The sequence below is a fragment of the Arenibacter sp. F26102 genome, from assembly GCF_023015865.1.
Lineage (GTDB): Bacteria > Bacteroidota > Bacteroidia > Flavobacteriales > Flavobacteriaceae > Arenibacter.
This window is the reverse complement of sequence record NZ_JALKBC010000016.1, coordinates 41,880-55,779: the sequence shown is the minus strand read 5'-3', so window position 1 is coordinate 55,779 and position 13,900 is coordinate 41,880. Positions and strand designations below refer to the sequence as shown.

13 protein-coding genes are annotated in these 13,900 nt (G+C 39.0%); 4 read left to right on the top strand and 9 right to left on the bottom strand.

Annotation, left to right across the window (positions count from 1 at the left end; translation table 11 throughout):
- Positions 1 to 59: 59 nt before the first annotated feature.
- The 3 genes from MWU78_RS18795 to MWU78_RS18785 form a co-directional block, all read right to left on the bottom strand.
- Positions 60 to 713: a YggS family pyridoxal phosphate-dependent enzyme gene (locus MWU78_RS18795; protein WP_247000671.1), complete on the bottom strand. Its 654-nt coding sequence runs from the start codon at positions 711 to 713 to the stop codon at positions 60 to 62.
- A gap of 84 nt (positions 714 to 797) precedes the next feature.
- Positions 798 to 1,685 (bottom strand): 3-hydroxybutyryl-CoA dehydrogenase, encoded by an 888-nt coding sequence (locus MWU78_RS18790; RefSeq protein WP_247000669.1) that lies wholly within the window; start codon positions 1,683 to 1,685, stop codon positions 798 to 800.
- Positions 1,686 to 1,763: 78 nt separating this feature from the next.
- Positions 1,764 to 2,732, bottom strand: coding sequence for a Gfo/Idh/MocA family oxidoreductase (locus MWU78_RS18785; protein WP_247000667.1), 969 nt, complete (start codon positions 2,730 to 2,732; stop codon positions 1,764 to 1,766).
- Between the two features lie 281 nt (positions 2,733 to 3,013).
- Between MWU78_RS18785 and MWU78_RS18780 the strand changes: the two genes are divergently transcribed.
- The gene (locus MWU78_RS18780; RefSeq protein WP_247000665.1) at positions 3,014 to 3,655 is read left to right on the top strand and encodes a protein-L-isoaspartate(D-aspartate) O-methyltransferase; all 642 of its coding nucleotides are present in this window, start codon (positions 3,014 to 3,016) and stop codon (positions 3,653 to 3,655) included.
- Positions 3,656 to 3,663: 8 nt separating this feature from the next.
- On the opposite strand, the gene smpB is transcribed toward MWU78_RS18780, so the two are convergent.
- Entirely contained in the window at positions 3,664 to 4,125 is a 462-nt protein-coding gene (smpB, locus tag MWU78_RS18775; RefSeq protein ID WP_247000663.1) for an SsrA-binding protein SmpB, read from the bottom strand.
- Between the two features lie 137 nt (positions 4,126 to 4,262).
- On the opposite strand from smpB, the gene MWU78_RS18770 reads away from it, so the two are divergent.
- Positions 4,263 to 5,009, top strand: a complete 747-nt coding sequence (locus tag MWU78_RS18770; protein ID WP_247000661.1) for a DUF6503 family protein — start codon at positions 4,263 to 4,265, stop codon at positions 5,007 to 5,009.
- On the opposite strand, the gene MWU78_RS18765 is transcribed toward MWU78_RS18770, so the two are convergent.
- Positions 5,006 to 5,536, bottom strand: coding sequence for a phosphoglycerate mutase family protein (locus MWU78_RS18765; protein WP_247000659.1), 531 nt, complete (start codon positions 5,534 to 5,536; stop codon positions 5,006 to 5,008). The two genes, MWU78_RS18770 and MWU78_RS18765, sit on opposite strands and share 4 nt — an antisense overlap.
- A 96-nt stretch (positions 5,537 to 5,632) precedes the next feature.
- Here MWU78_RS18765 and MWU78_RS18760 point away from each other — a divergent pair, with 96 nt between their 5' ends.
- A complete protein-coding gene (locus tag MWU78_RS18760) occupies positions 5,633 to 7,243 on the top strand; it encodes a PorP/SprF family type IX secretion system membrane protein (RefSeq protein ID WP_247000657.1) in 1,611 nt (536 codons plus the stop codon).
- A gap of 7 nt (positions 7,244 to 7,250) precedes the next feature.
- On the opposite strand, the gene MWU78_RS18755 is transcribed toward MWU78_RS18760, so the two are convergent.
- Together MWU78_RS18755 and clpB are read right to left on the bottom strand one after the other, a co-directional pair.
- Complete coding sequence (locus MWU78_RS18755; protein ID WP_187586346.1) at positions 7,251 to 7,847, bottom strand: TetR/AcrR family transcriptional regulator; 597 nt, start codon at positions 7,845 to 7,847, stop codon at positions 7,251 to 7,253.
- 113 nt (positions 7,848 to 7,960) lie between these two features.
- On the bottom strand, positions 7,961 to 10,561 hold the full coding sequence (gene clpB, locus MWU78_RS18750) for an ATP-dependent chaperone ClpB (RefSeq protein WP_247000655.1): 2,601 nt from the start codon (positions 10,559 to 10,561) through the stop codon (positions 7,961 to 7,963).
- A 164-nt stretch (positions 10,562 to 10,725) separates the two neighbouring features.
- Here clpB and ytxJ point away from each other — a divergent pair, with 164 nt between their 5' ends.
- Positions 10,726 to 11,121, top strand: coding sequence for a bacillithiol system redox-active protein YtxJ (gene ytxJ, locus MWU78_RS18745; RefSeq protein WP_247000653.1), 396 nt, complete (start codon positions 10,726 to 10,728; stop codon positions 11,119 to 11,121).
- A gap of 77 nt (positions 11,122 to 11,198) precedes the next feature.
- On the opposite strand, the gene MWU78_RS18740 is transcribed toward ytxJ, so the two are convergent.
- On the bottom strand, positions 11,199 to 12,386 hold the full coding sequence (locus tag MWU78_RS18740) for a hypothetical protein (RefSeq protein WP_247000642.1): 1,188 nt from the start codon (positions 12,384 to 12,386) through the stop codon (positions 11,199 to 11,201).
- 113 nt (positions 12,387 to 12,499) lie between these two features.
- On the bottom strand, positions 12,500 to 13,789 hold the full coding sequence (gene fahA, locus MWU78_RS18735; protein WP_247000640.1) for a fumarylacetoacetase: 1,290 nt from the start codon (positions 13,787 to 13,789) through the stop codon (positions 12,500 to 12,502).
- Positions 13,790 to 13,900 lie beyond the last annotated feature (111 nt).

Genomic DNA, 13,900 nt, shown 5'->3' with positions numbered 1-13,900 from the left:
ATTCGGATTGGTAAACAAAGATACATATTCTGTTGTCAAAGAAATAGCAAGTTTAGCGGCTAATTTCTGGCTCCAAAAATGCTGCTTCCTACTCGTATCATGGTACTCCCTTCCACAATGGCAATCTCGTAATCGCCACTCATTCCCATAGATATTTCTGATAGATCCGGGAGTACGGGTTTAGTTTTTTCAAACAAACTTTTAAGCTGTTTAAATTCTTTTCTGATTTGCGGGATGTCATCGGTAAATGTAGCCATTCCCATTAATCCAACTATCTTTATGTTAGCTAGTTGTTGAATGTCATTTGCGGTAATTATTTCATTTAATTCTTTCTCGTCAAAACCAAATTTGGTGTCTTCCTCAGCGATGTGAATTTGTAGCAGGCAGGGAATGATGCGTTGGTGCTTTTTGGCCTGTTTATTTATTTCCTTCAGCAGCTTTAGGCTGTCCACCCCATGGATCAGGGATACATACTCGGCCATATACTTAACTTTATTGCGCTGAATATGACCGATCATATGCCATTGGATATCTTTTGGAAGAATCTCCCATTTCTGCGTCATTTCCTGAATTTTATTTTCACCAAAAATCCTTTGTCCTGCGTCATAGGCCTCCATAATGTCCGATGCAGGTTTGGTTTTGGAAACCGCTACCAGTTTAACGTGGGGCGGAATCGATTCCTTGATTTTCTTTAAATTAGCTTTAATGGACATTCACTTATTTTTTTGGCTTAAACCTTTAGTATGGCATTTTAAGCGGTAAAACTTATAATTTAAATATAGGGGCTCAATTAACTGCTAGTTAAACTGTTTTGAAACCGTTTCGGCTTTTCGGGATTGGGAATAATCATAAAATCCTTCTCCGGATTTAACACCTAATTTTCCTGCCGTTACCATATTCACCAATAAGGGGCAAGGAGCATATTTAGGATTTTTAAATCCGTCATACATTACATTTAGGATGGACAGGCAAACATCCAAACCAATAAAATCTGCCAGTTGTAAGGGACCCATTGGGTGTGCCATACCCAATTTCATGACCGTATCTATTTCAGCAACTCCGGCAACCTTATTGTACAGGGTTTCTATGGCTTCATTTATCATTGGCATTAATATGCGATTGGCTACAAAACCAGGATAGTCATTAACTTCTGTAGGGGTTTTTCCAAGGTTCAGGGAAAGGTCCATTATAATTTTTGTCACCTCATCAGAGGTGCTGTAACCTCGTATAATTTCTACCAATTGCATTATGGGTACGGGATTCATAAAATGCATTCCTATTACCTTATCGGCCCTATTGGTGGCAGCTGCTATCTGTGTTATGGAAATGGAAGAGGTGTTGGTTGCCAAAATAATGCCCGATTCGCAGATGGTATCCAATTCTTTGAAAATTTTAAGCTTTAGGGCCGTGTTTTCTGTGGCGGCCTCTATTACCAGGTCGGCTTTTTTGACCCCATCAGCTAGGTTGGTATAGGGAGTTATGAATTCCAAGGTCGCTTTCTTGTCATTCTCGGTGATAAGCCCCTTGGCTACCATTCTGTCCAGGTTTTTGCCTATGGTGGCCAAGCCTTTGTCCAAAGAATCCTGGGAGATATCTATAAGGTTGGTTTTGTATCCATTTTGGGCAAATACATGGGCAATACCATTGCCCATTGTTCCGGCTCCTATGACTGCTATGTTTTTCATTGGTGTGTGTGTTTACCTAGGATTTTATCCCTTATTGCTTACTTGCGCTCCTTGTTTTATAACAATTAAACTTTGCTTCTATTTCTTTTGAAAGGATTTAATGACTTCCAAGGCAACCCTTAATGCGCGGGTACCTTGTTCCAGGGTTACCACGGGGACGGTATTTTGGTTTATTGCATCGGCAAAGGTTTCCAGTTCGTCAAGAATGGCATTGTTTGAAGCTATGTCGGGGTTTTCAAAATAAATCTGTTTTTTTACACCTTCGGCATTCTGCAAGATCATATCAAAATCTCCAGGTTTTTCAGGGGCGTCCTTCATTTTGACCACTTCCACTTTTTTCTCCAGAAAATTCACGGCGATATATGCGTCCTTTTGGAAAAAACGGGACTTACGCATGTTTTTCAAGGAAATTCTACTTGCCGTAAGGTTGGCTACACAACCATTCTCAAATTCGATTCTGGCATTTGCAATATCCGGGGAATTACTGATGACCGATACGCCACTGGCGTTAATTTGTTTAACATCGGACTTTACCACACTGAGTATGGCGTCGATATCATGGATCATTAGATCCAAAACCACTGGTACATCTGTGCCTCTTGGGTTAAATTCTGCCAACCTATGGGTTTCAATGAACATAGGGTTATTAATGTTCTCCTTTACCGCCATAAAAGCTGGATTAAATCTTTCCACATGGCCGACCTGTCCTTTTACCTGATATTTTTTCTCCAACAGTAACAATTCGTCAGCTTCTTCTATGGTATTGGTGATAGGTTTCTCAATGAAAACATGTTTCCCTTTTTCCATAGCCTTTTTGGCGCAATCAAAGTGGGAAAGGGTAGGGGTAACAATGTCAATGACATCAACGGCATCTATTAGTTTATTGATGTTTTCGTAAAAAGTATATCCGAATTCCGCTTCCACTTTTTTGCCATTGATAACATCTGGATCGTAGAAACCTACTAAATTGTATTTTTCGGACTCATTGAGTAATCTAAGATGAATTTTCCCTAAATGTCCTGCTCCGAGGACGCCAACATTAAGCATATTTATTTATTTTCTTCAAAAATAAGGATAGTTTGCAAGTTTAGGGGCTTAAAAAATAAAAGTTAGGATTTATACACCTTCTTTTATGTGATCCTATATTTTAAAGGAAATTGATAAAAATTATTCAGGGTCATTGGAGCTGTGGTTTGGAAAATTAAAAATAAATCTGGTTTTAAATTACCTGCAGATAGTAGAATAAGTTAGATTGCAGTATGTAATTTATCCAATTTTTCCATTTTAAGTTTTTCGTTTTTTTAACTTTACAGACCAAAACCAATCAATTGAAAGATACATTAAAACATCGCGGAATGCGCAACAAATTGGCGGACATTCTTGCAGAAAAGGGAATTGCCGATAATGCCGTCCTAAATGCCATCCGCTCTGTGCCAAGACACCTGTTTTTGGATAGTAGTTTTGAAGACCACGCTTACCAGGATAAAGCTTTTCCAATTGGAGCGGAACAAACTATCTCCCAGCCTTATACAGTGGCCTTCCAGTCAGAACTTTTGCAGGTAAAGCCAAATCATAAAATCTTGGAAATAGGGACGGGTAGTGGGTACCAAACCGCGGTTTTATTAAAACTTATGGCCAAAGTATATACCATTGAGCGCCAATTGGAGCTTTTTAAAAAGACGAATCTCTTTTTTAAAAAAATGGGGTACAGGCCCAAGAAAGTAATTTTTGGGGATGGTTATAAGGGGTTGCCAGAAGAGGCTCCCTTTGATAGTATCATAGTAACTGCCGGGGCTCCATTTGTGCCTAATCCTTTGTTGGCGCAACTTAAGGTTGGTGGCAGGTTGGTGATACCTGTGGGGTTGGATGAGCAAATAATGACTTTATTTGTAAGGAAGTCAGCCAAGGAATTTGAGAAAAAGGAATTAGGGTCTTTTAGATTTGTGCCTTTGTTGGAGGATAAAAATTAGTTAATTCACTAATTATTAAAACTTTTTTTAATTCTGTCCAGGTTTTTCTTGTTGTCACGGTCTTTGATGCTTTCGCGTTTATCATACAGTTTTTTACCCTTTGCCAATGCAATGTTTATTTTTGCCAAACCCCTGTCATTTAGGAAAAGGTTTAGAGGGATTATGGTTAGGCCCGAATTCTTTACTTCTTTTTCCAGTTTTTTAAGCTCACCACGGTTCAATAAAAGTTTTCGCTCGGCTTTCGGCATATGGTTAAAATGGGTTCCGTGAGAATATTCATCTACCTGCATGTTAATGACAAATAATTCGCCTCGGTCATTAAATTCACAAAAACTTTCCGAGATGGAAGCCTTACTCTCCCGAATCGATTTAATTTCGGTACCGGATAAAACTATGCCCGCGGTATACGTGTCCAACAGTTCGTAATCGAACCTAGCCCTTTTGTTTTTTATATTTATTTTTTTCTGCATATGTTTGACAAAAATAGCAACAATTATCCGATTGGCAATTAGGGCTTACTTAGAGATTTTGCGTTTGTGATCGCATGTATGTTTGTTTTTTTTGTAATGAATGGGACCTCTTTACGATTAATCTTAAAATTATAGAGATGAGAATAGTATACCCTTTGGTTTTGATTTTATTAATTATTTCGTGTAAGGAAAAAATGGGAACCGCTATTACTGCCCAGGATATAGTTGATAGGTCAATTTTGGCGAGTGGCGGGGAATTGTATGAAACTAGTGATATTTCTTATAAATTCCGGGATTTTCACTATGCTTCTGAATGGAATGGGGGTAGTAGAATCCTAAAGCGTATTAAGCTCACGGATTCTTTAACGGTGTTGGATGTTAAAAGTACCCATGGATTAAAGCGTTTCATTAATGATAGTTTGGTGCCATTAAAGGATTCGATAGCCAATGTGTACGCAAACTCGGTGAACTCGGTACATTATTTTGCAAACTTACCATATGGATTGAATGATCCCGCAGTCAACAAGAAGTTGTTGGGGGAAGTTACCTTAAACGGCAAGGAGTACTATAAGCTAAAGGTCACCTTTGATCAGAAAGGTGGAGGGGATGACTATGATGATGTTTATTTGTATTGGTTTAACAAGGTGACCTTTAAGCCCGATTACCTGGCTTATGAATTTCATGTGGATGGCGGTGGAATCCGTTTTAGATCGGCTTACAATGAGCGCTATATAAAGGGTATCCGTTTTGTTGATTATGAGAACTTTGAAGCTTCCCCGGAAGTTGCTACAATATATGAGGTTGATAGTCTTTATGGACGAGGTCAATTAAAACTATTGTCAAAAATAGAGTTGAAGGATATCTCTGTGGTGGCGTCCGATTAATCCATTTTTAATCTAATGTCGGTAGCTTTTCCATTTATGATCCGCACAATAAAAAGACTACTGTTGTCATAATCATCCATGTGTTCATATTTTTCTTCTCCCAACATAAGATTTACAAATTCCGGAGTGGTATTGCTGTGACCAACGATAAGTACGTCTTTGCCTAGGTTCTCTTTTTTAAATTCTTCTATGATAATCGCTTTCGGGTCATAATATTTTGGGGTAATTTCTTTCTTTATGGAGGTAGGTGCGGCAGTCATTGCGGTTCTTTCAAAATCCGTGATATAAATGGCATCGAGCGCTACAGGGTCAAATACCTCTGCCCAACGGATGGCCCGTCCCAATCCATCTTGATTCAATTCTGGATCTATATTTTCCGGATCGCTACGATCTTTTTCGGCATGTCTTATGAAATAAAAGGAGGAAATATAATCTTCTGCATTTTCCAAGGGTAACTTTGGTTCGTCCTTACAGGCCGTATTCCCAATAGTTAATGCTAGAATTAATAGCAGTTTTATATTTTTCATGGTCAATTCTATTTTTGGTAAATGATTATTCTAGTAATGTAACTAAAATTACATTAAAAAAGTATGTAGAGCCCGCAGATTTTTGTTCTTTTGTATATGGATAAAAAGTACGCTATTTATGCTGTTTTGTTTGCGATATTTGTTTCGCACGCCCAAGAGGTTGCAGTTCCTACCGATCTTAGGCAGCATAATTTAACTGAATTCAATTCCAGTTTATTTAATCCCGTTTTTTCTCTGGACAGGAATAATCCGCAGTCTATTGCGTGGTGGTCCAGATATCAGTGGCAAACCATAGATGCTGATCCAACTTCTATTTTTTTAAATTATTCAGGAAAAATAAACGAGCAATCGTCTATAGGTGCTGGTTTTATCCAGAATAATACGGGCGTGTTTTTAAATACCGGCGCAGTGCTTAATTATGCATATGCCTTTAATTTCGACAATAATATGCAATTGTCTGTGGGGTTGAATGTATTTGGTTTCAGTAGTGAAATTGCCGATGACCGCTATACACCGGATCCAGATATTTTACTACCGCAATTGGAAGTATCCAATGCCTTTATTATGCAGTTTGCGCCCGGAGTTAGGTTTTCAGTGGATGGTTTTAGTGTAGGTTTTACTGCCGAAAATATTTTTGATTATGATTTTTCCACTAATAATAGTTATTCAGAATCTGATGAAAAAATCTACTTGGGTATGGTAGATTATCAGTTTCCCTTAACACTTTTCAGTGGTGTGGATAATGCTTATCTACGACCTCTATTATATGTGAAGTCGGTACCTTATGGCGATACCCAGGTGGGTCTAAATGCCTTGTTATCGTCCAATAAATTTTGGGTTCAAGGTGGTTATAATAGTTTTTATGGTATATCCGGTGGATTGGGTGGTAGATTTTTTAAGCATTTATCATTGGGTGCCTTAATAGAATACGGCACGGACGCTGAGATCAAGAATCAAGACCCAAGTTTTGAACTAATAGCAGCTTATACATGGGGCAGTCCCGATGACCCTAAAAAGGGAGTAGGTCTTGAGGTGGATGAAGACGAGGAAGCCTTGATGAAATTGGAGGAAGAAAATCTACTGAAAGAAGACGAAAATCAGAAAGCGGAGGATTTAAAATTGAAGGAAGAGCTCACCAAAGCAGAGGCTTTAGCTGAGAAAAATGCGAATAAAAAATCCAAAAAACAAAAACGGGTTAGGGGCAAGAAAAAGAAAGCTTTGGCTGAAGAATTAAGGCTGGCCCAGGAAATGGCCGAGGCTAAAAAATTAAAGGAAAAGCAGGAGGCTGAGGCTATGGCCAAGGCTATTCAGGTGAAGGAGGAGCAACGATTGGATTCCGTGAAAAATATGGAGCTTGCCTTAGCTAAGAAAATTCAGGAAGATCTGGATAGGATTGCAGCTAGGAAGAAGGCGGGCAAGTCTGTGACTCAAGGACATTATGAGGAAGTAGACAAAATTGAGGGTCAGAAAGCCGGTTTTTATCTTATTGGCAATGTTTACGGTACAAGCAGATACCGTGATATCTTTATTCAAAATCTTAAGAAGAAAGGTATTGATGCCAAGTTTTTCTACCTAGCGAAGACCAAATGGGACTATGTGTATTTGGAAAGGTTTGATACTCTAAGTGATGCGGAAGCGGCGAGGGATAATGACTTCAATGGCAAGTATGCCGAAAAAACCTGGATTTTCAGGGTGATAGGGGAGTAGTACTTGGTTACTTTTTTATCTCGCGTACAATTAATTGGTCCAAGTAGGCTATAGTGTTGATCAGGTATTTTCTATCACCTGTAATAGTTGCCATGGCAACTGCGCCTTGTATCATTGTAAATAGTTGTTTGGAAAATTGAAGGGGGGTTACCGGTAACCTTAGTTCATTGTTGTTTAGCCCATTTTCCAAAACCAAGGCAATTTTTCCTTCAATAGTTTTTATCGTTTCCCTAGTTGCGGCCAGTAACTGTGAATTATTGTGATTGGCGTCAACACCAATATTTAAGATTGGGCAGCCACCCAATTCCTCTACGAAGGTGTCGTAGTGCCGATAGAAATTGGTAAGTACAAAAAGCTTCTGAAGGGAAGTTCCACTCGAATTTAATTTTTCATCAATTTCAGATAAAAGTTTCTTGCTATTGTATTCGAATGCGGCAAGTGCCAAGGAATCCTTATTTTCGAAATTCCCGTAAATCGCCCCTTTGGTAAGTCCGGTAGCTTCTGTAAGGTCGCTCATGCTAGTTCCCACATATCCAAGTTTGTTAAAAATTGGCGCAACAGTTTCAATGATATAGGCAGTGGTTCTTTCAGCTTTTGTAGACATGTCCTTACAGTTTTATGCTAATATAAAAAATATTATACTGCATGGTATTTATTGTTAATAAAAAAAGGGCATCCAATTATGAATTGGATGCCCTTCTATTGTAAATGATTAATTTATTTGGCTAGTTCATTTTCATTTCTAAATACTAGCTGGTCATCAAAGGAGTCTATGAGGATAATCCCACCTGGTTGAATTTTACCACTTAACAACTCTTTGGAAATATTGTTCAATACCTCTCTCTGAATTACCCTTTTTATGGGGCGTGCTCCATATTGGGGGTCGTAACCTTTATTCGCCAAATATGCAATGGCCTCGTCTGTAGCATCGATTGTGATATTCTGCTTACCAACCAATTTTTTCAACTGATCGAGCTGCAGGACCACTATCTTGCTTATATCTTTTTTACTTAAAGGGGTAAACATGATAATGTCGTCTATACGGTTTAGGAACTCCGGCCGTATTGTTTTGCGCAATAGCCCGAGCACTTCCACCCTTGCGGCTTCCGCGGCGCTATAGATGTCCTTGTTGTTCTCAAACTTTTCCTGTATAATATGGCTTCCCATATTACTTGTCATGATAATTATGGTGTTCTTAAAATCAGCGACCCGGCCTTTATTGTCCGTTAATCTACCTTCGTCCAATACCTGTAATAAGACATTAAAGGTATCTGGATGCGCTTTTTCAATTTCATCAAGTAGCACTACGGAATACGGTCTTCTTCGTACTGCTTCGGTCAATTGTCCGCCTTCGTCATATCCTATGTATCCTGGAGGCGCGCCTACCAATCTACTTACGGCATGTCGTTCTTGATATTCACTCATATCAATCCGAGTCATGGCATTTTCGTCGTCAAAAAGATAGGCGGCCAATGTTTTGGCCAATTCTGTTTTTCCTACCCCGGTAGTTCCTAGGAACAGGAAGGATCCAATGGGTCTTTTGCTGTCCTGTAAACCAGCCCTACTTCTTCGTATGGCATCGGAAACCGCCTGTATGGCTTCTTCCTGGCCCACTACTCTTTTGTGGAGGACATCTTCCAATTTTAACAGCTTTTCGCGTTCACTTTGGAGCATTTTGGTAACAGGGATACCAGTCCATTTGGCTACCACTTCGGCTATGTCTTCATTGGTGACCTCTTCTTTGATCAAAGTTTCTCCAAGTTGTTGCTCTTCCAATTCGCTTTCAAGCTTTTCCAACCGTTCCTGGGCTTCCTTTATTTTACCGTATCTAATCTCGGCAACTTTTCCATAATCCCCATTGCGTTCGGCCCTTTCGGCCTCCAACTTAAAGTTTTCAATGTCGTTCTTTGTTTTTTGGATGTCGTCCACTACTGTTTTTTCACTTTCCCATTTGGCAAAGATTTCATTTCGATCCTCCTTTAAATTGGCAAGGTCAACGTTCAAGGCCTTTAGTTTTGAGGTGTCGTTCTCTCGCTTTATGGCTTCGATCTCAATCTCTAACTGCATTATTTTACGATCTAAAACATCGAGTTCTTCAGGTTTGGAATTAATTTCCATTCTAAGCTTGGAAGCGGCCTCGTCCATTAGGTCAATTGCCTTGTCCGGCAAAAACCTATTGGTAATATAGCGTTGCGATAATTCTACTGCAGCAATTACGGCTTCGTCCTTAATTCTCACCTTGTGGTGTGCCTCGTACTTCTCTTTTATTCCTCTTAGAATGGATATGGCACTCTCGGTATCCGGTTCATCCACTATAATTTTCTGAAACCTTCGCTCCAAGGCCTTGTCCTTTTCAAAGTACTTTTGATACTCGTCCAGGGTGGTGGCTCCTATGGCACGAAGCTCGCCACGTGCCAAGGCAGGCTTTAATATATTGGCCGCATCCATGGCACCCTGACCTCCTCCAGCACCTACAAGTGTGTGGATTTCATCAATAAAAAGGATAATATTGCCATCGGAAGTGGTTACTTCCTTAATAACTGCTTTTAAGCGTTCCTCAAATTCCCCTTTGTATTTGGCACCCGCAATAAGAGCGCCCATATCCAATGAAAAGATTACCTTATCCTTAAGGTTCTCAGGAATGTCGCCCTGTACAATTCTGTGGGCCAAGCCTTCTGCAATAGCTGTTTTTCCTACTCCTGGTTCACCTACCAGCATAGGGTTGTTTTTTGTTCTTCGGGACAGGATTTGTAATACCCTTCTAATTTCCTCGTCCCTGCCGATCACTGGGTCCAGTTTTCCGCTATCGGCAAGTTCATTGAGATTTCGGGCGTATTTGTTTAAGGAATTGTAGGTATCCTCTGCACTCTGTGAAGTTACCTTTCCGCCCTTTCTTAATTCGGTAATAGCGGCTTTGAAATCCTTTTCGGTAACTCCCTGGTCTTTTAGAATATGTGCTATTTTACTTTTGGATTTGAAAATGGCCAATAATAAATGTTCAATGGAAACATATTCGTCTTCCATTTTTTTTGCAATAATACTGGCCTCGGTCAATGTTTTATTAGCTTCCCGTGAAAGCATGATTTCACCACCGGAAACCTTGGGGAAGCTTTCCAGTTCTTTTTCCAAAATTTGGTTTAATAAGGTGGTGTTGACATTGAGTTTTTTGAGAATAAATGGGAGCACATTTTCCTCAACTTCCGAAATGGCCTTAAAAATATGTTCGTTCTCAATTTGTTGATGGCCCAAACCTTGCGCCATCTGCTGCGCATGTTGTAGGGCCTCCTGTGATTTTATAGTGAAGTTATTGAAATTCATATAGTTGTTTTTTTTGCGTTATTGTTTACTTTTGAAGTATTAAGGGCAACAACCTTACCACTGTTTTTAGCAGGACAAAATGTCGCTTATTTATAGAAAACGAGCGACAATTAGACAGGCTGTAATTTTTGAAGCCTAATACGACTTAATATTAAAATTACGAAATGGGAATTCTTAACACACTATTTGGGAAAGAAAATAATAAGGAAAAAAAAGAAGCCAAGGTGGCGCCATGGATTGCATTGGCCTCAGTAGAACAATTGGCGGAAATAAAGGAAAGATCTAAAGTGAAACCTCAGGCCATATTTAAGCACTCCACAAGCTGTGGAATTAGTAGAATGGTCATGAACAGGTTTAATGAAGGGTATGACATACCCACAAACAGTTTGGATCTACATTACCTTGATTTGCACAATTACAGGTCGGTTTCCAATGAAACCAGTAGCATTTTTGGGGTTATTCACGAATCGCCACAGTTACTAGTGATTAAAAACGGCGAGGTAGTAGCGCATGAATCCCATGGGGCCATTACCCAACTGGATATAAAAAAATACATTTAGTACTAAAGAATATCCTTTCTTTTTACTAAATGTATTTTTCAATTTGGGGCTAAAAAATAAGTAAGACCTATTTGGGCTTAATTGAATCTATGTCTGGTGACTATGCCTTTTAATTTGGCTTTTAAATCCTCCCCTGCATCATAAACCATTTGTTCATTACTAGGGAATGGAACTGCCGATAATTGCAGCAATGGAACCATATCCTCTTCAAGGGCATTTGTATCGCCATTGTGTTTGGCGTATACGTGGTTAAAGATAAATTGACTCGCCAAAGGGTAAGAATTAATTTGTTGTTGATTTTGTAAATCCAAAAAACTAACATTTCCAACTACTTCAACCGACTTCTGCTGGGTAAATTGATAAAAATTACATTTTACGGTTTTAAATTTATCAACCTTTATTTTATTGCCCAAACTGTCCTTTAAAACCTCTCCTTGAGGGTTTGTGGCGTATTTGTAACCATCCTTGATCTGTTTTTCTTTAGAGATTTGTTTTTCGGTAATCTGTTCCGGACTAATATTTATATTCCTAAACGCTACCTGCATCTCGTAGTCGTAATTAATATTTTTCAAGGCATTGGTATGATAAACGGTCCATAGATCGTTTAATCCGTAAGTATTAAAATTTAGTAGCTCCTCCTCCAAGCGATTGGGGACTATTTGTTCGGAATCGTTGATCATAATCACTTGAACGTAATCCAATCCTTTGTTGTGGGCCTCTTCCAATTTAAGTTCGGTATCCTTGTAATTAGGATTTAACTGGCTTAAATAGGTAAATTGCTCAAAAGCTTTTCTAAAATCTTCTTTGTAGTTGCCAGTGTTTAATAGGGCAGTGGCATTGTTGTATAGATAGTCGGACAATTGGCGTTTCGACTTTAGTATCTCTTCATCATAATCCTTAAACGCAAACCTGGCATTCCTATTTTCATCATACAATTGTAATGGTAATAAAGGTTTTATACGTTCCTGAATGGATTTTAGGTTCTGATAGCTATTAAAGATCACCTCATGGTTTGCTGGATTGTTATCCTTCTTTAAGAATGCAATCTCTTGAAGCTCGCGTTCTGTATTTTTCTTATAGGCCTCCTCCAGCAATTGAATGTAGGGCTGGTTGGACTTCTTTGTCTTATTCTCTGCAATATTCTTTAATGCATTATTAATGGCATGGCCATAGTTACCTGTATTTAAGGCTTCCTGTGTTTTTTTAACCCCTCCGCAAGAGATAAAAATAAACAGCATAAGTGATGCAAGTAATGATTGTTTCATAACGTTTGGTTTAAAAATATTATGGACATAGTTCAATAGCTATGCCAAAATAGTTCTATACACAAACGTGAAACTATTCGGTATCGTACAAACAGAGGTTATTTTTTTGACTTCTATTTTTTCTTTTGTTGAAAAACAGGCAGCAATTTGGTGGTAACTTCCCCAAAACCAATACGCACATTATCCTTTTGGCAATATCCCGTTATGGTTACGGTATCATGATCCTCAATAAACTTTCTTGTTGATCCGTCTTCCAAGGTCAAGGGTTTTTCCCCGCGCCAAGTAAGCTCCAGCATTGAGCCATAAGTATCAGGGGTTGGACCGGAAATGGTCCCACTGCCCATCATGTCGCCACTATTCACTTTGCAACCATTTATGGTATGATGGGCCAGTTGTTGCGCCATAGTCCAGTACATATATTTAAAATTAGATCTGGTAACTGTGGTGGCTTTGCCATTTTCTGGCTTAATGGCAACTTCTAAATTAATGTCGAACCCTTTTTTTCCTGATTGCTGTAAATAGGGTAGGGGTTTTGGGGTTTGTTCGGGACTGCCCACTCTAAATGGTTCAAGAGCATCCAAGGTAACTATCCAAGGTGAGATGGATGATGCAAAATTTTTGGCAAGGAAGGGACCTAATGGAACGTATTCCCATTTTTGTATATCCCTAGCACTCCAATCATTAAAAAGTACCATACCAAATATATAATTCTCAGCCTCCTCGACCGGTATAGGTTCGCCCAAAACGTTGGCATCTGTGGTAATAAAAGCCATTTCCAATTCAAAATCCACTAATTTGGAAGGGCCAAAAATAGGTTGGTCTGCCCCTGCAGGAAGGGTTTGCCCCATTGGCCTTCTAACAGATGTGCCGCTTGGTACAATTGAAGAACTCCTACCGTGATACCCCACAGGTATGTGCAGCCAATTGGGAAGAAGAGCATTTTCTGGATCTCTGAACATTTTGCCAACATTGGTGGCATGTTCCTTACTGGAATAAAAATCCGTGTAGTCGCCAATTTGTACTGGAAGCTGCATTTCAATTTCGTCCATGGTAAAAAGAACAATATTCTTGTGGTCCTCATTGTTCTTCAATTGGTCGTTATTGATATCGAAAATTTCGCTGATTCTGTTTCTAACCAAACGCCAGGTCTTTTTGCCGTCGGAGATAAAATCGTTAAGGGTGTCCTGTAAAAAAATATCATCGGTCAATGGAATATCCTTAAAATACCCCAATTGATGCAATGCCCCCAAATCTATTGCGTAATCACCAATTCTAGAACCAATGGTGATTATGTCATCCCTAGTCAAGAAAACTCCAAAAGGAATATTCTGAATGGGAAAATCAGAATTAACGGGTACAGGTAACCATGTTTTTTTTTCTGGATGATTCGTTTTTAGTGGCATCTTCGAATTGTTAACTTGTGTTTAATAAATATCTTATCAAATATATTATTTTCTTCCAATTAACGCTCTGCAATTCGTATTTTTGCACATTATTTAATAGAATAATACAGT

Bases quoted from the DNA above. Each gene is read 5' to 3' on its own strand.
- clpB (WP_247000655.1), bottom strand. From the start codon at position 10,561: ATGAATTTCAATAACTTCACTATAAAATCACAGGAGGCCCTACAACAT.
- MWU78_RS18795 (WP_247000671.1), bottom strand. From the start codon at position 713: ATGTCCATTAAAGCTAATTTAAAGAAAATCAAGGAATCGATTCCGCCC.
- MWU78_RS18740 (WP_247000642.1), bottom strand. From the start codon at position 12,386: ATGAAACAATCATTACTTGCATCACTTATGCTGTTTATTTTTATCTCT.
- MWU78_RS18770 (WP_247000661.1), top strand. From the start codon at position 4,263: ATGAGAATAGTATACCCTTTGGTTTTGATTTTATTAATTATTTCGTGT.
- MWU78_RS18790 (WP_247000669.1), bottom strand. From the start codon at position 1,685: ATGAAAAACATAGCAGTCATAGGAGCCGGAACAATGGGCAATGGTATT.
- smpB (WP_247000663.1), bottom strand. From the start codon at position 4,125: ATGCAGAAAAAAATAAATATAAAAAACAAAAGGGCTAGGTTCGATTAC.
- MWU78_RS18760 (WP_247000657.1), top strand. From the start codon at position 5,633: ATGGATAAAAAGTACGCTATTTATGCTGTTTTGTTTGCGATATTTGTT.
- MWU78_RS18785 (WP_247000667.1), bottom strand. From the start codon at position 2,732: ATGCTTAATGTTGGCGTCCTCGGAGCAGGACATTTAGGGAAAATTCAT.
- ytxJ (WP_247000653.1), top strand. From the start codon at position 10,726: ATGGGAATTCTTAACACACTATTTGGGAAAGAAAATAATAAGGAAAAA.
- MWU78_RS18755 (WP_187586346.1), bottom strand. From the start codon at position 7,847: ATGTCTACAAAAGCTGAAAGAACCACTGCCTATATCATTGAAACTGTT.
- MWU78_RS18765 (WP_247000659.1), bottom strand. From the start codon at position 5,536: ATGAAAAATATAAAACTGCTATTAATTCTAGCATTAACTATTGGGAAT.
- fahA (WP_247000640.1), bottom strand. From the start codon at position 13,789: ATGCCACTAAAAACGAATCATCCAGAAAAAAAAACATGGTTACCTGTA.